We start from the raw sequence: 21,330 nt of genomic DNA on the forward strand, positions 1-21,330 counted from the left end.
AGCTGCCACAGCCCGGGACCCTGAGTTCGGCCGAGCTCGATGATCAGCGGGCACCACGGCTGCCCAAACCGCGATCCTTGACGGACACCGGTTGGCCGGGTTGGTTCGAGACCGCAACCGGACGCCGCTGGCCTGTTGGCAGCTGGAATGTCGAGAATGTTGGCGCGCCAGCAATATCGGTGGCCTGCATGGGCCGGCCACCGAACAGATAAGGGTAATGATATTCTCGCAGGTCGCGGTGGAATTTGCGGATCTGCATCTTGAACGCCAGATCGGCCATGACATCACTGCCAGCGAGCCGTTGCATGGCCTGTGCCGCCTTCACCGGCGGCAGCAGCCATCCCAAGCGCTGCGCCCAGGTCTCCCGGCGTGCGATGCCGGCATCACGGGCGGCGCTGTCGGCGGCCACAGCGTCATCGCCCAATTGTTGGAAGGCGAAATACCATTTCCATTCAAAGGCCGTTCCGGTGGCCGACTGATCCCGCCGGGCCGGATAAAGCGCCACGAAGCGCGCCATGGTCTTGGCCTTGGGCCGGTCCCAGCCGGCGTGCACCTCCTCGCGGTTTTCGCGGGTGATGGCAGCGGCATCCGGCAGCGGCACCGCCGCATTGATGGCCAGATGCGCGGCCGCCGGCACCACCAAAGTGATCGCAAACCACAACCCCGCCAGCACGGCCGCCTGGGTGGCCGATGCCGCCTGCATCCGGGCGACCGCAAGGGTGACGATCATCCAGAAGCCCAGGCTGGCCAGCACCAGCGCGGTCGCCGTGGCCAGACGCAGCGGCGTCGTGCCCTCGATCAATCCACCCACGGCCAGCGGCACCAGCAGCGCCAGCGCCACCCCGCCGGCGCGCAGCACAACGCGGGGGCTCCACAGCCGCCGCCAGGCGCGCGGCAGGCTTTCGAGCGCCGCCAGCCGCCCGGCCTCGCGCTCGCCAGACCACAGATCATGCAGCAGCGCGATCAGCAGCAGGGGCGCCAGGTAGAGGGTGACAAAGGCGAAATCGAACCGGCCGGCCAGCAGCAGTTCGGGATTGGCGGTCTCGTTGTCGTTGATCTGGCCTTCCAGCGCCAGAATGCGAATACGCATCACGCCTGGCACTGCGTCGCCGCGCGTGGGCGCCAGAAAGGCCAGATCACCGGGTGCGCGCCACACCGGGAAATTGCGGTAATAGCCGAACTCGCCGGCGTCCCCATTGGCAAAGGCGGTGATGGCCTGCGTTTCGCGGGATTCCAGCGCCACCACACGGGCGATATCGGCGCGGGTGGCGGCAACATCGGCCAGCCCGAGCGCAACGGCAACGCTGGCCAGTGCCGCCAGCACGATCAGCCCCAATCGCGCCGGGCCGGCCAGCAACCGCCATTCACGCGTCAAGGCCGCGATCATGGCTGCGCCCGCCGGCCAGCGCGGACCAGTTGCCAAACGAGCAACACGGCCCACAACAACATGGCCGCCAACCCCGGCAGCATCCCGGCCATGCGTTCAGCCATGCTTGGCCCGGCATGATGGAACGGCTTCTGATCAGCCCAGAAACGCGCCGAAACGCGGCTCTGGCGCTCGGCAATCGGATCCTTGTTGCGGGCCGCATCGTCGGCACCGCGCACCTGATAGGTGTGCAGGCCATTGAGTGACTGGACCAGGCGATACCGATGCGCTTCGGCCGCATCCAGGAACGCGATGTGGCTGGCCAGATCGGTGGCAGCGCCGGCCATGCTGGCCTGGGCAAAGCCGATCGCCGGGCTGATCATGCCCACCAGCGCCAGCAGGCGGTGCTGCTGCATCTGCACGGCGGCCGTGTCGGCCGCATGGCGCGCGAAGAGCTGACTGGTCAGCCGCTCACCTTCGGAAGACAGGGCGCCGCGATAGTTGAATGGCAGATCCTCCACCCAGGAAACCCCGTAACGCTTCAGCAGTGCGGCCTTGAAGGCGGCAAAATGCGGATCATCGGGATTGTGGCTGTCGCCCAGCGCGCGCAGTTGCTTGTGGATGATCAGGTCGGTTTCCGCCTTGGTGGGCAACGGATGCGCCAGCCCCGCCACGCCAGCCGCCGCGCGCGGCACCAGTACCACCAGTACCGCCCAGGCCAGCACCAGTGCCATCAGGGCCGATTGCGCCGAGCGGGCGCGCGCCGAGACCAGCGTGATGCCCAACACCCACAGGCCCAGCCACAGCAGCGCCGCCACCGCCATCAGCGCGGCGATGCCGGCTTCGGCAGGCGATTGCGCCGCCGCCCAGGCCAGCGCCGCCAACGCCGGCAGCGCAGCCACACCAGCGACCACGGCCAGGGCCAGCGCCTTGCCGGCAATCAGTTCGCCCGCGTTTGCACCGTGCGTCAGCTGCAACGTGAACAGCCCGGCCTGCCGTTCAGCGACGATCATGGCAAAGCCCACAAACACCAGCAGCAGCGGCACAAGCACCCGCAGCACGAAAGCCGGGGTGAGCTGGCCAAAGCGGATCAGGCCTGAGGATTCGCGCGCCGCGCCCAGCGAGGTGGCATTCTGGCGATGGCCTTCCAGATAGATCAGGGAGCCGGCAAAGGCATCGACACCGGGATCGAACGCCGCCAGCCGCCCCAGCGGGCGCAAGGCATAGGTGCCATAATGCACCATGCGGTGCGGGTGACGATCGGGCTGATTGGCAAAATCCGTGTTGGCCGCCACCTGCGCTGTCGCGCGGTCTGCCGCCATGCGGCTGGCCTGCGTGGCACCGGTGATGGCGGCAATGCCCGACAGCATGGCCAGCAACACCAGCGCCACCACGGCCAGGCGGGAGCGCAGGAACAGCCGCAACTGTGCCGCCGCAATGGCACCCACCCGGTTCATGCCGCAACAAACCCATCGTGCAGCGCGTTGAGATCAAAGCGCGGCGCGGTGTTGGCGGCCGTCCATTCCCGCGCCAGCCGGCCCCCGGCCAACAGGCCGATCCGCCCCGCCACGTCGGCAGCACCAAACAGATCGTGGGTGACCATCAGCACGGCGACCCCGTGCGCCGCCACCGCGCCCACCAGCGCGTGGAAATCGCGCGTGGCCGCCGGATCAAGGCCCGAAGTGGGCTCATCCAGCAACAACAGCGGCGTGCGCCTGAGCAGCGCCAGGGCAATGGCGGTCTTCTGGCGCATGCCCTTGGAAAAGCCGCCCACCTGTCGGTCCCACGCCCCGGCATCCAGCTTCACCGCAGCAAAGGCCTGATCGATCTCGGCGCGCGTGCGCGGGCTGCCGGCCAGATCGAGAAAATAACCGACATTCTCCCGCGCGGTGAACGCCGGATAGAGCGCGACATTTTCGGGCAGATAGGCGCATGCGGCGCGCACATCATCGGGCGCCACGGCGGGATCATGGCCAGCCACCATGATGCGGCCAGCACTGCGCGGCAGCAGGCCCAGGGTGGCGAACAGAGTCGTGGACTTTCCGGCGCCGTTGCCGCCGAGCAGCGCATACACCTCACCGGGCGCCAGAATCAGCGTGAGGCCATCAACGATCCTGCGGCCGCCCCGCTCCACCACCAGGCCGTCGATGGCCAGCGTCGCGGTCATCAGAACTTGTACCGTACAGAGGCTGTCGCCGCGCGCGGCTGGCCAGGCTGCACCCACAACTGGGCGAAGCTGTTGGTGTAATAAGTGGCGTTGAACAGGTTGCTCACTTCGGCGAACAGCTCGATCCGTGTCGTGATATCCGCGCGCACGAACAACCGGGCCAGCGTGTAGGCCGGCAGGAAGAATTGGGTGGCGGTCTCGCCCAGACGACCGCCGGTGTGCTGTACACCGCCGCCCAGCGTCAGCTTCAGATTATCCGTCAACTGGAAGCCCTTGGCCGCCTGCACGTTGAACTGGTGGCGCGGGATGTTGATCAGCCGGTCGCCGACGCGGATGTTCAGGCTGAAATTGGGGTCGAGCACGGCGGCACGCGCCGTGGCATCGACAAAGGCATAGCTGAGCAACAGATCCACGTCGCCGGGCAGCTTGCCGTTGAGATCAACTTCCAGGCCCCGGCTGCGCGCCCGGCCGATCGGCACTGAAAAACCGGGATTTGCCGGATCGGCGGCCAGCACATTGTCCTTGGTGAGCGTGAACAGCGCCACCGTGCCGGTGAGCTTGCCATCCAATAGATTGAGCTTGCCGCCCACTTCGGCCGAACGGCTGGTTTCCGGATCGAAGATGCGGCCCGCCACATCGGCACCGATATTGGCGCGGAAGCCTTCGCCATAAGCGGCATAGAAGGAGAGTGTCTTGTCCGCTTCGTAAACAAGACCGGCCTGCGGCGAGACGCGGCTGAAATCGCGGGCACTGGCAACGCCGTTGGCGCGGTTGCGCGTGGTCAGGCGAAGATCATCATAGCGCCCGCCCAGCCGCACCTGCACGCCGCCGCCCAGATCGATTTGATCCTGCACATACAGGCCGAACGCCTGCTGTGTGTCGAGCCGGTTGGTTTGCGGTCCCGGCGTCGGCAGCGGGAAGCGGCCATATACCGGGTTGAAAATATCGATATCGTTCGATTGCTGGGCCGTCGTTGCCGCGCCGATTGCAGCCGGGCGAACGCGCAGGAACAACTGGCTGTTTTCGAAGCGGTCATAGTCAGCGCCGAACAGCACGCGGTGCTTCAGGCCCCCAGTGGCAAAGCGGCCCTGCATCTCGCCACGCAGCACCTGGTGCTCGGCATCATAATCGCGGAAGCGGCGCTGGCGCGACAGCGAACGGCCATCACGGGCCAGCCGCTGCCGGCTGCCAGCCAGTTCGGCTTCGGTCGAAAAGCCGCTCAACTGTGTATCGCGATGCTGGCCACCGATCAGGATCGACCAATCCTCGTTGAATTCGTGGCTCAATTGCAGCTGGTGGCCGGTCACCTCGGCATCGAGCGGGCCATCGCCCGGTTCGCCCAGAAATGTGCGGCGGTCCATCACGCCCAACTGGCCATTGATGGCCACGACGCCGCGATCAAACTGGGCTTCGGCCCGGGTCAGTTCCAGCTCATAGGTCAGCGCGGACTTCTCACCCAGCTTGACCAACACCGATGGCGTGAAGCCCCACCGTTCGGAGCGCAGCCCACGGAAGCTGCCGGCATCCTCGTAGAAGCCGATCAGGCGCACGGCCGCCACGTCGCCCAGTGCCAGATTGAAATCCCCATCCAGGCGTTGGCGATCCCAGCTGCCGGCCTGAAAGCCAATGGTCCCGCGCGTATTGAAATCCGCCTTTTTGGTGACGATGTTGATCACCCCGCCCGGTTCGCCGCGGCCAAAAAGCGCCGCCTGCGGGCCCTTGAGCACCTCGATCTTCTCGATGCCCGAAACATCGCGTACCCCGCCAAAGCCGCGGCCATTGTTGTAGCCGTTGACCAAGTAGCCCGACGGCAGATTTTCATCACCGGCAAAACCGCGCACGGCAAAGGCATCCCACAGCCCGCCAAAATTATTCTGCCGGGCGATCGAGGCGTTGAGATCGAGCGCATCGGTGAGACGCAGGACATTATTGTTGTTCAGCCAGGCCTGATCGATTGTGGTGATCGCCGCCGGGGTTTCCTGCACCGTGAAATCACCGCGATAGGGCTGGCGGGCCGCCGTTACGGTGATTTCGGTGTCCGCTTCGGCGGCCATCACCGGGACCGCGGCAGACGTCAGCAAAACAAGCAGCAGGCTGCGCATCGTTTCAAACCCCCTTGCAGCGCGCCCGATGGCGCGGGATCGCGCCGGGCCTGATACAGAATATCATGACTGGCGCAAGCGGAAGAATGTGCACCGTTCGACAAATGCGGTGGTACATCATGACGCCTCGCTGCGGCCAAGCAGCTCGGGATTGCAGAGGTCCCGACGCTGTTGCTAGACCATCTTTCAGCAGCCGAGCGGCGCGCTTATGTGCTGGCGGACAACAAACTGGCGCTCAACGCTGATTGGGACAGGGACCTGTTGGCAATCGAGTTGCAAGGGCTGTCCGACCTGGAGTTCGATATCGAGCTTACCGGCTTCAGCATTGCCAAGGTCGACCTGGTGTTGGACTTTGCCACTGATAGCAAGCCAACCTCGCCCACTGGTGCCGCCAGTATTGCCGATGATGCATTGCCGGGACGCTTGGGCTCGCCGGTCACGCGCATGGGGGATGTTTGGCAGTTGGGTCGGCACCGTCTGATTTGCGGCGACGCAAGATTGCCAGAGACCCATGCGCGGCGGCTGGGCGACGAACGGGGAGACCTCGTGTTCACCGACCCGCCCTACAATGTCCAAATCGACGGCCACGTCTCGGGGCTATCCGCCACGGCCAGATGGTGCTGGCCGACCGGGCCTATGATGCCGATTGGCTGCGCGCCATGGTGGCAGGTGGCGGTGGCTGGGCCAACATCCCGCCAAAGCGCAACCGGCGCGATCCGGTCTGCTTCTCGCCCTGGCTCTACAGCCAGCGCAACCTGATCGAACGGTTCTTCAACAAACTCAAATACGACCGGCGCATCGCCACCGGCTACGACAAGCTCGGATCGTCCTTCCTCGCCATGATAAAGCTTGCTTGCATCAGGCTACGGCTGCGCCATTATGAGTCCACAGCCTAATGTCATCACCAAAATGGAGCACGGATTCGGCTTGGGGCATGGGTATCGCTGATCAGGCCTTTATGGCTCTGAGACCCCACGCAAACACTTTACGAGTATTCTCCTCTTCCAGCGCAAACTGCTCAAGCGCCGACAGCCCTTCGACCGTGGGCAGCCTGGTCTGGCGTGCAGCGACCATTTCGAGCCACTTCGCCACGCGCGGCCGGCGATCGGCAAAGGGCGCGTGATAGCCATCGGTCAGCACCGGCACCTTCAGCGGATCGCGGGTGATCAGTTCGGTGGTGGGGAAGATCTTCGGATTGGCCTTTCGCATGATCCCGAACAATTTGGCCTGATCGGTCATGCCGGTGTCGAACAACACTTCCGACAGCAGGAAGCCGTCCTTGTAGGGCGCTACGCCCATGTCTTTGAGCGAACAGGCCTTCACCCAGGGGCTCAGCGCCGTCACCGTCTCTTCCGGCGTTTCCATGAAGCTCATGTTGTTGCCGGGATCGATCAGGCTGCCCAGATATTCGCTGTCGACGCGCTTCAGCAGCGCAACATGCTCGTGCAGCGTGCGATCCTTGTGGTTTTCCAGGGCGATGGCGATGCGGTATTTCTCGGCGATCGGTACGCATTTCTCGATGATGGCGTTGGCCTCGGTCAGCCAGCTGTACCAGTCGCCCAGACTCTTGAATGTCTCATAGCGCCGGCCCGTGCCGCCCTCAGGCGAGCGGGACACGGCGCGCATGCAGGTGGCGCCCAGTTCGGCGGCGGCCTTCACGCTGGCTTCGAACGGCGCGAAATCGCCATCGCGGCGGCTGGGCAGCGCGGCCTGGCCTTCATAATACATGCCAAGCTCTTCCAGTCGCGCCTTGAAGCGGGGCCGGTCCTTGGCCACCGCGATCTGCACGCCGCCGCCGCCAAGGCTGCGCACATAGTCCAGAAAGGCGACCGGATCGTCGCGCAGGCCCTTGGCCACGCCGTCCATTCCGCGCAGATGCGCCGACAGCCCGGTGCCGGCGATGCCAAGCGGCGATCTGGGCGGCAGTGCGCCTTCCGCCTGCGCGATGGCAAGACTGGGGAAGCCGGCGAACAACGTGGCCGCCACACTGGCTTGGCCAAACATGCGACGCGTGATCAGCACCAATATTCTCCCCGGGCGGGACGAAAAAAAGTGCCGGGCCAATGGCCCGGCACAGGGGGATGCGCTGGTTCAGAACTTGGTGCGCAGGGTCAGTTCCAGGGTGCGCCCGAACGGGGAGTGGGCGTTGGCAAAGAAGCCCTGGGTGCCGTCATAGAACGGCGGCCAGCGGTTGAAGATGTTGGAACCGCGCAGCTGGATCTGGCTGCCCTTCAGCACGTTGGGCAGGTTGTACTGCACCGTCATGTCGAAGGTTTCCCAGCTCTTCACGTTGGGGAAGGGCGTGCCGGTGGTGATGTTGGTGAAGCCGCCGACATAGGTCATGAAGCCCGACACCGTCAGATCATCGAGGTTCCAGCTCAGCCCGCCGCGGCCGCGCCACTTGATGGCGCTCTGCTGGCCGATGATGTCCTGGAAGCCGGTGCCCGGCGCCAGTTCCTGGCGGAAGCCCAGCTGCCGGTTGGCGTTGGCCGTCAGATTGAAGGTGCCGAAGCTGGTGGGCACCTTGTAGTTCAGATCAATGTCGAGACCGTCGATGACGCGCTGGCCGACGTTGATGGCGAACGACTGGAAGATCGCGTCGATGCGGGTCGGCACCGGGCTTTGCGGCGGTGCGGCGGCGATGGCCGCGGCCACCTGCGCCGCGGTGGGGTTGCGGATGACGGCAAAGCTGAAGAACGGGTTGTTGAACGCGTCCGCCTGCGTCGGCTTGTAGATCAGATTCTTGTAGGTGACGTTGTAATAGGTGACGCTCAGCCGCAGGTTGGGGATGAAGGTCGGGGTGAGATCAACGCCGAACGAATAGGTTTTGGCTTCTTCCGGCGTCAGCGCCGGGTTGCCACCGCCCTGGTTGTAGATGTTCACATTGTTGCCGAAGCCGGCGATGTTGAGACCGATCTGCGGCACGCCGAAGATCGAGGTGATCAGGCCCAGGTTGGGCGCCACGAAGCTGGTGCTCCATGAGCCGCGCAGCGAGATGTCCCGCGCCGGCGCCCAGACGACGCCGATCTTGGGATTGAAGGTGCCGCCAAGCTGCTGATAATGATCGTAGCGGGCTGACAGCGACACTTCCAGCCGCTGGAAGCCCGGCTTGGCATTCTGTGCAGTGAAGAACGGCAGGTTCACTTCGGCAAAGGCCGCCGCCACGAAGCGCGAGATATTGTCGTCGCGCACCAGCAACTGAGTCGGGCCGGGCACGCCGCCGATCTGCAGCTGGTCGGCCTGTTCGTCGCGAAATTCGGTGCCGACGGCCATGCGGGCATCGCCGCCACCCAGCGCGAACAGCGGACCATCGGCCTTCACCATCAACTGGCGCAGATATTGCGAGCTGTCGTTGATCTGGGTGAAGCCGTTGTCGATCTGGGCCAGCACGGTCGCATTGTTCTGCGCGGCCTGACCGAACGGGTTGAACGCGGTCGTCAGCGTGGTGCCATTGGCCAGATTCTGCGCGGCCACCAGATCGATTTCCGGCTGGCTGTTGAAATCGTTGGTCTTGGAATAATGGGTCATGACGTTGAGCAGCCAGCTGCTGCCCAGCTTCACATCAGCGCCCAGCGTGATGCCAATCACTTCGGAACGCTGGGTGTTCACCGGATTGGGAAACAGGCCTTCGCCGTTGCGCACCACAGACACCGTCTGGTTTGCGCCCAGCGTAACGCCCGGCGGCAGCACCAGATAGGGATTGGTGCGCGGCACGGTGATGTTCATGTTGCGCGGGTTGGCGACACGGTTGGTCTTCAGATTGGTGTAATTGCCTTCGGCCCACAGGGTGACGGTGTCGTTCAACTCCTGGCGGACGGTGGCCAGCAACGAATAGCGGGTCGATTCCGGCACCACTTCCTGGTCCAGGATGTTCTCGCAGCGGTTGCGGTTGGCGTTGCCGGTGGCAAACGAGGGATAGGCGTAAACGGTGCTGCCGATGGTGACGTTGGGCAGCGAGCAGGTGGTGCCGCGCTGGTCACGCCCGCCCCGGAAGGTCTGGTCGGCACGGATGAACGGAATCTCCCGGTTGGTGGGCGATTTGTTGGCGCTGTATTCGCCAACGATCATCACATTGCCGGTGTCCCACTTCTTGCCCCAGCCCAGCGCCAGGTTGCGCTTTTCATAGCTGTGTTCGGGCGCAAAGCCGTAGGTGCCCTGCGCTTCAAAGCCGTCCATGTCGCGGCGGTAGACAAAGTTGGCCACCCCGGCGACGGCGTCGGAGCCATAGACCGCCGACGAACCGTCGGCCACGACTTCCACCCGGCCGATGGCCAGCACCGGGATCATGCCGGGATCGGGCAGCACCGCTTCGCCGCCGACCGCCGCCATGCGGTGACCGTTGAACAGCGCCAGCGTGGCGAAGATGCCGATATTGTGGATGTTGGGCAGGAAACCGCCGGTGCGGAAGCGGCCGGTGGTGGCGACTTCGTGGTTGACCCCGAAGTTGCCGAGCTGCGGGATCAGGCTGAGCAGTTCCGACAGGTTGGCCGGCGCGTTGACCTTCACGAATTCCTGATCGATGGCGACCATGGGCGACCCGATCGGGGCGACGCCGCGGATGCTGGTACCGGTCACCACGATTTCCGCAGCTTCCTCTTCTTCAGCCGTCATCGCTGCGCCAGCGGCGGGCGCCGCAGTCTGGGCCTGAGCAGCGGCGGCCAGCGTGAACGCAAGGGCTGCGGTGCCAGCCATAAACGCCGCGCGGTGCAGGCCAGCGGGCTTCAGGAAAAGGTTGCGCGTCATGTTATCTCCCCAAACGCTTTGCCGCCGACCGGTTGGTTCAAGGCAATGGGGGGACGATGCACGTCACGCCGCCGGATTCGCCGGCAATGTGGACAGATGACCTGCCCACTGCACCCTCCCCACGCACCACCTTTCGCGCTTCCCTGCTGCATGGCAGGGCCTGTCACGATTCCGGCTGGCCGCCTCGACCCCTCCCGGGCCTTGGCTTGCCTGATTTGTAGACTGTATACAGATCAGGTCAACGCCAATCTTTTGGGGGGCGGTTCGCCATACGGCCCGGTCGCAATCTATTGCCCGGTGATGCACAAAATCAACAGTTGGGCAGCGGCAGGCCCGGTGGTGGCGGGCCGCCGCTGGCCCAGTCCAGCAGCTCCACCATGTGAACCGTATGCAGTTCCGGGCCTGCAATCTGGCCAATACAGCCGATGTTGCTGCTGGCCACGATCTGCGCGCCCGTGGCCGCCAGCGCCGCTTGCTTCCGGGCTCTCAACGCGGCTGATAGGTCGGGCTGCAGGATGGCATAGCTGCCGGCCGATCCGCAGCAGATGTGCGCTTCGGCCGGATCGCGCACGTCAAAGCCGGCATCGATCAGCAATTGGCGGGGCGCGGCCTTGATCTGCTGGCCGTGCTGCAGCGAACAGGCGCTGTGCCAGGCCAAGGGCAGGCCGGGCGGCCGCGTTGATGGCAGCGGCGGCAACAGCGCCAGATACTCGGAAATGTCGCGCGCCTTGGCCGCAATGGCGGCGGCGCGGTCAGCCATGGCGGGATCATCGCCGAACAGCGCCGCATAATCCTTGATCACGGTGCCGCAGCCGGACGCCGTGATGATGATGGCGTCCACCGGGCCGGCCGCTTCCCAGGCGGCGATGTTGGCGCTGGCGTGGGCAGCGGCCGCGGCGTCCCGGCCAAGATGGTGATCGAGCGCGCCGCAGCAGGATGATTGGCGCGTGATCACCACCTCGATGCCATGGCGGGCCAACAGCCGCAGCGCCGCATCGTCGATGGCGGGGCGCAGCACCGGTTGCACACAGCCCAGATGCAGGATCACCCGGCCAAACGCCTGCGCCACCGGCAGCGGCTGGCGTTGTTCGGCCAGGCCCGGTGCCGGCACCTGCGGCGGGATCATCGTCAGCATCGCTTGCAACTGCGGGCGCAGTGCGGCGGGCAGCACGGCAATCGCCGCCTGCGCCAGCGGGCGCAGGGCTTGCCCGGCGCGCAGCAGGGTGCGGAACAACGCCCGCCGCGTCAGCAGCGCGGGCAGCGCCGCACGCAGCAGCCGTTGCGGCCAGGGCCGACGGTGCTTCTGTTCGATATGGGTGCGGGCGGCATCCACCATGTGCATGTAATCCACGCCGGACGGGCAGGTGGTGGTGCACGACAGGCACGACAGGCAGCGATCAATATGGTGCACGGCGCGCGGGGACGGCGGCGCCGCCGGATTGGCCAGCATGTCCTTCATCAACCAGATGCGGCCGCGTGGGCTGTCCAGTTCATCGCCGGTCAGCAGATAGGTCGGACAGGTGGCGGTGCAAAATCCGCAATGGACGCATTTGCGGATGCGGGCCGACTGGGCGGGCACATCGATGGTGGTCATGCGCCGCCTCCCGGTGTCGCCGCCGGTGACAGGATGCCTGCCGGATCAAACTGGGCCTTCACCCGCGCCGACAGCGCCGCCAGGCCCGGGTCGAGGCGCGGCTGTGCCGGAATGTCGGTTTGCAGCCCGGTGGGCAGGTACAGCCGCTGCGCATGGCCATCGCGGCCGGCTGCGTTGGCTACCAGCGCGTGGACATCCAGATCGGCCTGCGCCGGCGGCAGCGCGATCCACGCCAGCGCCCCGCCCCAATCGAGCCGGACCTGGCCGGATACCGAAGCCACGCTGGCAGCCAGCGCCGGTGCCCGGCTGGCCGGCAGCGGACAGCGCCACAGGATGTGATCCGCCCGCGCCAACCCGTTCAGATTAGCCATGTCGGCCCAGGTGCGGCGGCTGGTGGCATCGTCTTGCACGGCAAACGCGGGCAGCCGCAGCCGCGCGGCATCGATCAGGGCGGGCAGCACCGCCGCGCCGGCCTCCAGCCGCAGCAGCACCTGGCCATCGGCCCACGCTGCCCCGGTGATGCCGCCATCCACCATCAGTGCATCGGCCATCAGCCGGATCGCGGCAGCGGCGGTGTCGGCCGGCAGGGCCAGCGTCGCCTGCGCCGGGGCCAGCGGCAGCACCTTCAGGGTGATCTCGGTCAACACGGCGAGCGTGCCGCGCGAACCCGTGAGCAAGCGCGGCAGATCAAAACCGGTGACGTTCTTCAAGACCTTGCCGCCGGCCCTGAACATCTCGCCGCGCCCGGTGACGCCGGACACTTCCAGCACATGATCGCGCGCTGCGCCGGCAAAGGGCCGACGCGCCCCCGAAAGGCCCGCGGCAATCGCGCCGCCGATGCTGCCGCCGCCGCGGCCCCAGATCGGATCGGGCGATGGCGGTTCAAAGGCCAGGCATTGCCCGGCGCGGGTCAGCAGCGACTCCACCTCGGCCAGCGGCGTCCGCGCCGGCACCGTCAGCAGCAATTCGGCCGGGTCGTGCACGATGTCGCCGCCAATGCCCGTCACGTCCAGGATCGCGTCCGCCGGGCCCGGGCCGATGCCGGGGCGGCTGCCAGTGCCGGTCACGGCCAGGGTCTGCCCGCTGGCGGCGGCGTCGCGGATGATCGCGGCCAGCGCGTCGATCGTGTCGGGGCGATGGGTCATCATCAGAATCGCGGCAGATCGGGGAAGGGCACGCGACCGCCATGCACATGCATGGCGTTCATTTCGGCGCAGCGAGACAATGTGGGGAACAGCTTGCCGGGATTGAGCAGGCCCTTGTTATCAAAGGCGTATTTGAGGCGGCTTTGAACCGCCAGATCGATTTCGCCATATTGATGCGGCATCAGATCGCGCTTTTCAACGCCGACGCCGTGCTCGCCGGTGAGCACGCCGCCGGCATCCACACAGGCCAGCAAGATCTCGGCGCCGGCGGCCTCGGCGGCCTGTTCCTGGCCGGGCTTGCTGGCGTCATACATCACCAGCGGGTGCAGATTGCCGTCGCCGGCATGGAACACATTGGCCACCGCCAGGCCATGGCGGGCGACGATCTCGGAAATGCGGGCCAGCACGCCGGCCAGCGCCCGGCGGGGGATGGTGCCATCGACGCAGTAATAATCAGACGCAATCCGGCCCACCGCCGGAAACGCCGCCTTGCGCCCCGCCCAGAACAACAGACGCTGCACTTCATCCTCGCTGGCGCGCAGGTGGGTGCAATGATGGGCCTGGGCGATTGCGGTGATCTGCGCCAACTGGTCGTCCACCTGCGCCTTGGTGCCATCGGATTCGGCAATCATCAGGGCGGCCACATCGGTGGGATAGCCGGCCTGCACGAAATCCTCGGCGGCGCGGATGGCCGGCGCGTCCATCATCTCCAGCCCGGCCGGGATGATGCCGGCGGCAATGATCGCCGCCACACAATCGCTGGCATCGGCCACCGTGGGAAAGCCGATCAGCAGCGCGCGCTGCGTGGCGGGCCGCGGCAGGATGCGCACCGTCGCCTCGGTCACCACACCCAGCAGGCCTTCCGAACCGCAAACCAGACCGAGCAGATCATAGCCGGCCTGTTCCTGCCCCAGCCCGCCCAGCCGCAGCACGGTGCCATCCATCAGCACCAGCTCCACACCGAGCAGGTTGGGCGACGTCGTCCCATATTTCAGGCAGTGCACGCCGCCGGCGTTTTCCGCGACATTGCCGCCGATCGAACAGGCAATCTGGCTGGACGGATCGGGGGCATAGTAGAAACCGCGCGGCGCCATGGCCTGGCTGACCGCCAGATTGGTGACGCCAGGCTGCACCACGGCGCAGCGATCGTCATAATCGATGGAAAGGATGCGATTGAACCGCGCCATGCCCAGCACGATGCCGTCGGCCAGTGGCAGCGCCCCGCCCGACAGCGACGTGCCCGATCCGCGGGCCACCACCTTCACGCCATGCGCATGGCACCAGGCCAGCACCTGGCTCACCTGTTCGGTCGTGCGCGGCAGCACCACGGCCAGCGGGCTCTGCCGGTACATGGTCAGCCCGTCGCTGCCATAAGGCGACACGCCTTCATCGTCACCGATCACGCCATCGGGCACGATCAGGGCCAGCGCCGCCACGATCTGCGCACGATCGGCGATGACAGCGGCATCGGGTTCTGGCATCTTCATGCGATCAATCCTTGGCCGCAGGGCGCTGGTTTGACAGGGCAAAACTGTCGTCTATATACAGTTTCCAGGCGGCGCAAGGCGACACGCTGCGCATGCACGGGAGGCAAAGTGTCAGACGGCGTCAAGCCCAAAAACGGCAAGCCCGACGGTGAACGTCCCGGCGGGAACGTGCGGCGCCTGCGGTCACAGGATTGGTTTGCCAATCCCGACCGGCCCGACATGGTGGCGGTCTATCTCGAACGCTTCATGAATTATGGCCTGACGCCCAAGGAACTGCGTTCGGGCCGGCCCATCATTGGCATCGCCCAATCGGGCAGCGACCTCAACCCGTGCAACCGCGTGCATCTGCAACTGGCGCAGCGGGTAAAGGAAGGCATTCGCGATGCCGGCGGCATCGCCATGGAATTCCCGCTGCATCCGATCTTTGAAAATTGCCGCCGGCCCACGGCTGCGCTCGATCGCAATCTGGCCTATCTGGGGCTGGTCGAGATCTTGAACGGCTATCCGATCGATGGCGTGGTGCTGACGACCGGATGTGACAAGACAACGCCCAGCGGCATCATGGCGGCGGCCACCATGGATTTGCCGGCCATCGTGCTGTCGGGCGGGCCGATGCTGGATGGCTGGCATGAAGGCAAGCGGGTCGGCTCAGGCGCGGTGATCTGGGCCAGCCGCAAACGCCTTGCCGCCGGCGAGATCGACGAAGAGGATTTCATCGCAGCGGCTGCGGCGTCGGCCACGTCTGTTGGTCATTGCAACACCATGGGCACCGCCTCCACCATGAATGCCATTGCCGAAGCGCTCGGCCTGTCGTTGCCGGGCTGTGCGGCGATCCCGGCGGCCTGGCGCCAGCGCGCCCAATATGCCTATGCCACCGGCCATCGCATCGTGGAAATGGTGCAGGAGGATCTGCGCCCCAGCCGCATCCTCACGCGCGAGGCGTTCCTGGATGCCATCACGCTCACCGCTGCGATCGGCGGCTCCACCAACGCGCAGCCGCACATCACCGCCATGGCCCGCCACGCCGGCCAGAGCGTGACGGTGGACGATTGGCGGGACCGGATCGACGTGCCGCTGATCCTCAACATGGCACCGGCCGGCACCCACCTGGGCGAAGGCTTTGCCCGCGCCGGCGGCGTGCCGGTGGTGCTGAAGGAACTGGCCCGCGCCGGCCTGCTGCACACCGATCGCCTCACCGTGACCGGGCACACGCTGGCCGCCAACATCGCCGATGCGCCCGATGCCGATGGCGATGTGATCCGCACGGTCGCCGCACCGCTGCGTGCGTCCGCCGGCCTGATGCCGATCAGCGGCAATCTGTTTGATTTCGCCATCCTCAAGGCCAGTGTGATCAGCGCCGATTTCAGCCGCCGCTATCTGGAGCGGACCGGGGCGCAGGGTATCTATGAAGGCCGCGCCATCGTGTTCGACGGCGGCGACGATTATCATCACCGCATCAATGATCCGGCGTTGGCCATTGATGAGCACTGCATTTTGGTGATGCGCGGCGCCGGCCCGATCGGCTGGCCCGGCAGCGCCGAAGTGGTGAACATGCAGCCGCCCGATGCGCTGATCCGCGCCGGTATCACCAGCCTGCCGACGATTGGCGATGGCCGCCAATCCGGCACGTCTGACAGCCCGTCGATCGTGCACTGCTCGCCGGAAGCGGCGGCCGGTGGCGGCCTGGCCTGGCTGCGCACGGGTGATGTCATCCGCATCGATCTTAACACCGGCCGCTGCGACGCGCTGGTGGATGAAGCGGAGATCGCGCGGCGCAAGGCCGAACTGTCGTTCACGGTGCCCGCCAGCCAAACCCCGTGGGAGGCGCTGTACCGCGCTCACGTCGGCAGCCTGGAGGGCGGCGCCGTGCTGGAGTTCGCCGTCGATTATCAATCTGTCGGGGCGCGTCTGCCTCGCCACAACCACTGATCAGCGCCGTTGATCCGGCATTTGCCCCAGCCCCTTGCGCTGTTCGTGTCTCGCGGCTTGCGCGGCGGACATTGCAGTCTATATGCGGGGGTGGCCTGGTCGTTCGCGGTAGGCGCGCAGCGGCTTCCGCACAGAGAAAGCTGGCATCTTGGCGACTGCAGTTCCCCTCGCCCCGACCGACACCCCGTCAACCCTGCGCAACCATATCGCGCGTGCCTTGCGGCAGCAGATTCTGGCGGGCCGGTACAAGCCGGGCGATCGGCTCAACGAAAGCCAGATTGCCCGCGAATTTTCCACCAGTCGCATTCCGGTGCGCGAAGCCTTGTCCCACCTGCAGGAACAGGGCCTGGTGATGAACCTGGAACGCCGCGGCATGTTTGTCATGCAGCTTTCCGAAACCGAAGTGCAGCAGATCAATTCGTTGCGCATCGTGCTGGAAGCCGAAGCCATGAAGCTGGCGCGCGCCCACCTCACGCCGGAGATCCGCGCCCAACTGGAAGCGCTGGTCGACCAGATGGAACATTGGGAAGGCCCGCTGGCCGAAGCCGCCGATCTCGATCGCCGCTTCCACCAGCTGATCTGGCACACGGCCGGCAATCCGTGGCTGGAACGCATGCTGGACCAGCTGACCGTCGCGCTGTTCGCCCACAAGACGCTGGAACATGTCAGCCGCGAAATGCGCCAGTGGCGGCTCAATCACCACCGCGAATTGCTGGACGTGGTGACGGGCGGCAAAGCCGATCCGCGCATGGCGCTGCTCACCCACCTGCGCATGGCCTATTCCGAGCCGGAGAAGTTTTCCAGCATGGTGCTGGCCGACGATTGATGCCTTGCCCCCTGGCAGGGCCATACCTGCCAGATGAAAGGGCAAATCCATGAAATTGCTACGTTACGGGGATCGCGGCAACGAACAGCCGGGCGTGCTCGACAGCGCGGGCCAGCGTCGCAGCCTCGCCGGCATCGTGCCGGACATCGATGGCGCGCTGCTGGCCAGCTTGCCGGGTGCGCTGGCGGGTGTGGATGTGGCGTCCCTGCCGCTGGTGCCCGATGCGGCGCGCGCCGCCGAACCGGTAGGCAAGGTCGGCAAGTTCATCTGCATCGGGCTCAACTATATCGACCATGCCAACGAAGCCGGCATGGCGGTGCCGACCGAGCCGATCATCTTCATGAAGGCCACCTCCAGCATCATCGGGCCGGATGATGATGTGCTGCTGCCGCCCACGTCGGTGAAGAGCGACTGGGAGGTGGAGCTGGGCGTGGTGATCGGCCGCGAGGCGCGCTATGTGACGCGCGAAGCGGCGATGGACCATGTTGCCGGGCTGGTGCTGGTCAACGATCTGTCGGAACGCGAATATCAGCTGGAACGCGGCGGCCAGTGGGACAAGGGCAAGGGCTGCGACACGTTCGGCCCGTTCGGCCCGTGGCTGGTGACGCTCGATGAGGTCGCAGACATCGACAAGCTCGACCTGTGGCTCGATCTCAACGGCCAGCGCGTGCAGACCGGCAACACCGACAAGCTGATCTTCGATGTGGCCACCGTGGTCTCCTACGTCAGCCAGTTCATGAGCCTGCAGCCCGGCGACATCATTTCCACCGGCACGCCGCCTGGCGTTGGCATGGGCATGAAGCCGCCGCGGTTCCTGAGCGATGGTGATGTGATGGAATTGGGCATCACCGGCCTGGGCACGCAGCGCCAGGTGGTGAAGCGCTGGCCGGGGTGACCGCTGGCCGGGATGGGCCTTACAGGCTCATCCCGCCATCGATGACGATATTGCTGCCGCTCATGAAGGTCGCGTCGTTGCTGGCCAGCAGCACGGCGACCGCCGCGATTTCCGCGGGCGTGCCGATCCGGCCCATCGGTTGGCGCGCCACGAAGGCCGCGCGGGCGGCTTCGGCATCGCCGGTGGCGGCCAGCCGGTCGGCCAGGCTGGGGCTGTCCACGGTACCGGGGCTGATGGCATTGCAGCGGATGCCGTCGGCAATGAAATCGCGGGCGACCGACATGGTCAGGCCCACCACCGCCGCCTTGGTGGTGCCATAGGCGAAGCGGTTGGGTGCCGCCATCACGTTGGACACTACCGATGCGATGTTGATGATCGATCCCTGCCGCCGCGCCTGCATGGCTGGCAGGAAGGCGCGGATCATCGTGGCCATCGCGAGCACGTTCAATTGCCAGCTGCGGTTCAGATCCTGAGTCGTGGTGTCGAGGATGGTGCCGCTGGCCACCCAGCCGGCGCAGTTGACCAGCACGTCGACCTGGCTGTGCGCCACCGCCGCTTCATTCACCGCGGCCTCGTCGGTCACGTCCAGCACCGCACTGTGGGCGGCGGTGCCGGCATAGGCGGCGGCCAGACGATCGGCGGCAATGTCGGTGGCGATCAGCGTGGCACCTTCGGCCAGGAAGGCCTGCCCGATGGCCAGGCCGATGCCTTGCGCGGCGCCGGTGATGATGGCGGTGCGGCCCTGCAATCTGTTGCTCATGTGCGGATGTTCCGATCAGGCGGGATAAAGGCCGGCGGCGCCATCGATGCGCACCACCTGGCCGGAAACAAAGCGGCTGTCCGGGCCGGCCAGAAAGGCCACCACCCCGGCAACTTCATCGGGCGTCGCATAGCGATCGAGGTTGGGGCCGGCGGCCATCATCGCCGGATCGGTGGTGCGGGTGGCGAGGAAGCGGGCGCTGGTGGTCGGGCCGGGTGATACCACGTTGACGCGGACGCCATGGGGGCGCATTTCCATCGCCAGGCACCGGGTGTAATGCACGATGGCCGCCTTCATGCAGCCATAGACGACTTCGCTGGTAACGGCGCGGTGGCCGTTCAGCGATCCGAAGTTGATCACACTGCCCTGATTGCGCGCTGCCATGCCGGGCATCACGGCGCGGCACACCAGCATGGTGCCGATGAAATTGCGATTGATGATCGCCTGCGTGTCGGCAAGGCTGATATCGAGCGCACCATTGGGATCGGGCTTGCCGCCGGCCGCGCCAATGTCCCCACCCGCGCAGTTGATCAGGATGGAAATCGGCCCCAGCGCCTGTTCAGTGGCCGCAACCATCGCGGCCACCTGAGCTTCGTCGGAAATGTCCCCCAAGACAGCCGTGGTGTTCACCCCCATCTGCAACGCCAATCGCTCGGACAGCCCGGTCAGGCTCTTTTCCTCGCCGAATTGGGCGGGCGCGCTTTCGGAGATATCATGCACGGCGACATCGGCGCCCAGTTCCGCCAGCCGCGAGGCGATGGCCCTCCCCAGCCCGCGGCCCGAACCGGTCACCAACGCCACGGAACCGGCAAGGCTGGACGTGCTGATCCGCGCCAATTCGTTCATGATCAACTCCCTTTGCCTGGGCGCTCCACCCGGCTCCCGCTTGTCTTCAAGCTGACCTGTTCGCCGGCTGCCCGTCAATTGGCTGCGGCGGCGGTCTTCACCCCGACATTGGTCCGACCGGGATGAATTGACAAGCGAAAATCGTATTCAGTATACACTTGCAATCGCCCGATCTGTGAGCGCACAGTGCCTGGGTGAAGTGGGGGAATGGCACGTGACGGACAGCGCAGGCATGACCCCGACCCGCGTGCGCCATGGCGTGGTGGCGATGGCGCTGGCGCTGGCCATCCTGGCCTATGTACAGCGCGTGGCGATCAGCCAGGCCGCCGGGCCGATCTCGGCTGATCTGGGGCTCAGCAAATCGGAAATGGGCATGGTGTTCGGGGCCTTCGGGCTGTCCTATGCCTTGTTCGAGATCCCGATGGGGCTGATCGGTGACAGGCTGGGGGTGAAGAAGATCCTCTCGCGGCTGGTGCTGGCCTGGTCCTTCTTCACGGCGCTGACGGGGGCAGCCTGGAGCTTCAGCTCGATGTGGGCGATCCGCTTCCTGTTCGGCGCGGGCGAGGCCGGATGCTTTCCCAATCTCACCCGCATGCTCACCCAATGGCTGCCGCGCGGAGAGCGCGTGAAGGCGCAGGCGCTGATGTGGGCCTGCACGCGCTGGGGCGGCGCGGTGACACCGCCGCTGGTGCTGCTGGCGATCAATTTTGTCGGCTGGCGCTGGGCCTTCGTGTTGTTCGGCCTGTTGGGCGCGGCCTGGGTGGCGTGGTTTTCGCGCCGCTTCCACGAACGGCCAGCCGATCATCCGAGTGTGAACGCGGCGGAACAGGCAATGCTGGCCGAATCGCAGGCGCTGGTCGCCCATGCGCCCGAATCCTGGGTGAAGTTGCTGCTGCGCCGGCAAGCGCTGCTCCTGTGCCTCCAGTATTTCTGCTGGTCCTATGTCTGGTATTTCTTCGTGACCTGGATGCCCACCTTCCTGGGCGAGGCGCATGGCCAGAGCGCGGCGGGCATGGCCGGCCTCTCGGTGCTGCCGCTGCTGATGGGCGGGCTGGGCTCGCTTACGGCCGGCATGCTGCCGTTGTGGGTATCGCGCCGCGCTGTTGCCATCGTCTGTTTCACCAGCGTCGCCATCCTGATGGCGGTGGTGCCGCTGGCGACCAACGTGTGGGTGGCGATCGCGCTGCTCGCCAGTGTCGCCTTTATGGGCGACATGCTGGTGCCGATCAGCTGGAACCAGTGCGTGGAACTGGGCCAGGGCTACACCGCCACCATGGGCGCGGCGATGAACATGTTTGCCAATTTCTCCGGCTTTCTGGCGCCCGTGGTCGGCGGGATGCTGCTGGAAGCCAGCGGCAATGATTGGACGCCGATGCTGTGGCTGATGTCTGGTGTCGCTGTGCTGGGCGCCGCCAGCTGGATCGTGATGGGCGCAGTGGGCACTCAGCCCGCTGCCGCAAAGGGGTAAGC

At 66.0% G+C, this 21,330-nt stretch carries 15 protein-coding genes and 2 pseudogenes; 6 read left to right on the forward strand and 11 right to left on the reverse strand.

Going from position 1 to position 21,330, the window contains the following annotated elements:
• Positions 1-43: 43 nt before the first annotated feature.
• Genes AC6UUM_RS15820 through AC6UUM_RS15835 form a run of 4 tightly spaced genes read right to left on the reverse strand, consistent with a single transcriptional unit; the run spans position 44 to position 5,635 of the window.
• Positions 44-1,387 (reverse strand): DUF3526 domain-containing protein, encoded by a 1,344-nt coding sequence (locus tag AC6UUM_RS15820; RefSeq protein ID WP_500803206.1) that lies wholly within the window; start codon positions 1,385-1,387, stop codon positions 44-46.
• Complete coding sequence (locus tag AC6UUM_RS15825) at positions 1,384-2,823, reverse strand: DUF3526 domain-containing protein (RefSeq protein WP_500803207.1); 1,440 nt, start codon at positions 2,821-2,823, stop codon at positions 1,384-1,386. The genes AC6UUM_RS15820 and AC6UUM_RS15825 overlap by 4 nt, the downstream gene beginning before the upstream one ends.
• Entirely contained in the window at positions 2,820-3,533 is a 714-nt protein-coding gene (locus tag AC6UUM_RS15830) for an ABC transporter ATP-binding protein (RefSeq protein ID WP_500803208.1), read from the reverse strand. Before AC6UUM_RS15830 ends, AC6UUM_RS15825 begins: the two co-directional genes overlap by 4 nt.
• Positions 3,533-5,635, reverse strand: coding sequence for a TonB-dependent siderophore receptor (locus AC6UUM_RS15835; protein WP_500803209.1), 2,103 nt, complete (start codon positions 5,633-5,635; stop codon positions 3,533-3,535). The genes AC6UUM_RS15830 and AC6UUM_RS15835 overlap by 1 nt, the downstream gene beginning before the upstream one ends.
• A gap of 210 nt (positions 5,636-5,845) precedes the next feature.
• Here AC6UUM_RS15835 and AC6UUM_RS15840 point away from each other — a divergent pair.
• Positions 5,846-6,019, forward strand: a pseudogene (locus AC6UUM_RS15840) (DNA methylase N-4); the annotation flags it as partial.
• Between the two features lie 224 nt (positions 6,020-6,243).
• Positions 6,244-6,531: pseudogene (locus AC6UUM_RS15845) on the forward strand (transposase); the annotation flags it as partial.
• Positions 6,532-6,583: 52 nt separating this feature from the next.
• Here AC6UUM_RS15845 and AC6UUM_RS15850 read toward each other — a convergent pair.
• From AC6UUM_RS15850 to AC6UUM_RS15870, 5 genes are all read right to left on the reverse strand, one after another.
• Positions 6,584-7,657 carry a sugar phosphate isomerase/epimerase family protein gene (locus AC6UUM_RS15850; RefSeq protein WP_500803210.1) on the reverse strand — a complete coding sequence of 358 codons (1,074 nt, stop codon included), beginning with the start codon at positions 7,655-7,657 and terminating at the stop codon, positions 6,584-6,586.
• A gap of 69 nt (positions 7,658-7,726) precedes the next feature.
• Positions 7,727-10,378: a TonB-dependent receptor domain-containing protein gene (locus AC6UUM_RS15855; RefSeq protein WP_500803211.1), complete on the reverse strand. Its 2,652-nt coding sequence runs from the start codon at positions 10,376-10,378 to the stop codon at positions 7,727-7,729.
• 310 nt (positions 10,379-10,688) lie between these two features.
• Complete coding sequence (gene glcF / locus AC6UUM_RS15860; RefSeq protein ID WP_500803212.1) at positions 10,689-11,972, reverse strand: glycolate oxidase subunit GlcF; 1,284 nt, start codon at positions 11,970-11,972, stop codon at positions 10,689-10,691.
• Positions 11,969-13,120: an FAD-binding protein gene (locus AC6UUM_RS15865; protein WP_500803213.1), complete on the reverse strand. Its 1,152-nt coding sequence runs from the start codon at positions 13,118-13,120 to the stop codon at positions 11,969-11,971. The genes glcF and AC6UUM_RS15865 overlap by 4 nt, the downstream gene beginning before the upstream one ends.
• A complete protein-coding gene (locus AC6UUM_RS15870; RefSeq protein ID WP_500803214.1) occupies positions 13,120-14,604 on the reverse strand; it encodes an FAD-linked oxidase C-terminal domain-containing protein in 1,485 nt (494 codons plus the stop codon). Before AC6UUM_RS15870 ends, AC6UUM_RS15865 begins: the two co-directional genes overlap by 1 nt.
• Before the next feature lie 219 nt (positions 14,605-14,823).
• Here AC6UUM_RS15870 and AC6UUM_RS15875 point away from each other — a divergent pair, with 219 nt between their 5' ends.
• The 3 genes from AC6UUM_RS15875 to AC6UUM_RS15885 all read left to right on the forward strand — a co-directional run bounded on the left by AC6UUM_RS15875 (position 14,824) and on the right by AC6UUM_RS15885 (position 18,254).
• Entirely contained in the window at positions 14,824-16,533 is a 1,710-nt protein-coding gene (locus tag AC6UUM_RS15875) for an IlvD/Edd family dehydratase (protein WP_500804994.1), read from the forward strand.
• Between the two features lie 148 nt (positions 16,534-16,681).
• Positions 16,682-17,359: a GntR family transcriptional regulator gene (locus AC6UUM_RS15880; protein ID WP_500803215.1), complete on the forward strand. Its 678-nt coding sequence runs from the start codon at positions 16,682-16,684 to the stop codon at positions 17,357-17,359.
• Positions 17,360-17,408: 49 nt separating this feature from the next.
• Positions 17,409-18,254, forward strand: coding sequence for a fumarylacetoacetate hydrolase family protein (locus AC6UUM_RS15885; protein ID WP_500803216.1), 846 nt, complete (start codon positions 17,409-17,411; stop codon positions 18,252-18,254).
• Between the two features lie 19 nt (positions 18,255-18,273).
• On the opposite strand, the gene AC6UUM_RS15890 is transcribed toward AC6UUM_RS15885, so the two are convergent.
• A complete protein-coding gene (locus AC6UUM_RS15890) occupies positions 18,274-19,014 on the reverse strand; it encodes an SDR family oxidoreductase (protein WP_500803217.1) in 741 nt (246 codons plus the stop codon).
• Positions 19,015-19,029: 15 nt separating this feature from the next.
• Positions 19,030-19,860 (reverse strand): SDR family NAD(P)-dependent oxidoreductase, encoded by an 831-nt coding sequence (locus AC6UUM_RS15895; RefSeq protein WP_500803218.1) that lies wholly within the window; start codon positions 19,858-19,860, stop codon positions 19,030-19,032.
• Between the two features lie 214 nt (positions 19,861-20,074).
• Between AC6UUM_RS15895 and AC6UUM_RS15900 the strand changes: the two genes are divergently transcribed.
• Positions 20,075-21,328 carry an MFS transporter gene (locus tag AC6UUM_RS15900; protein ID WP_500803219.1) on the forward strand — a complete coding sequence of 418 codons (1,254 nt, stop codon included), beginning with the start codon at positions 20,075-20,077 and terminating at the stop codon, positions 21,326-21,328.
• Positions 21,329-21,330: the final 2 nt, after the last annotated feature.

Source organism: Sandarakinorhabdus sp. (genome assembly GCF_987265915.1).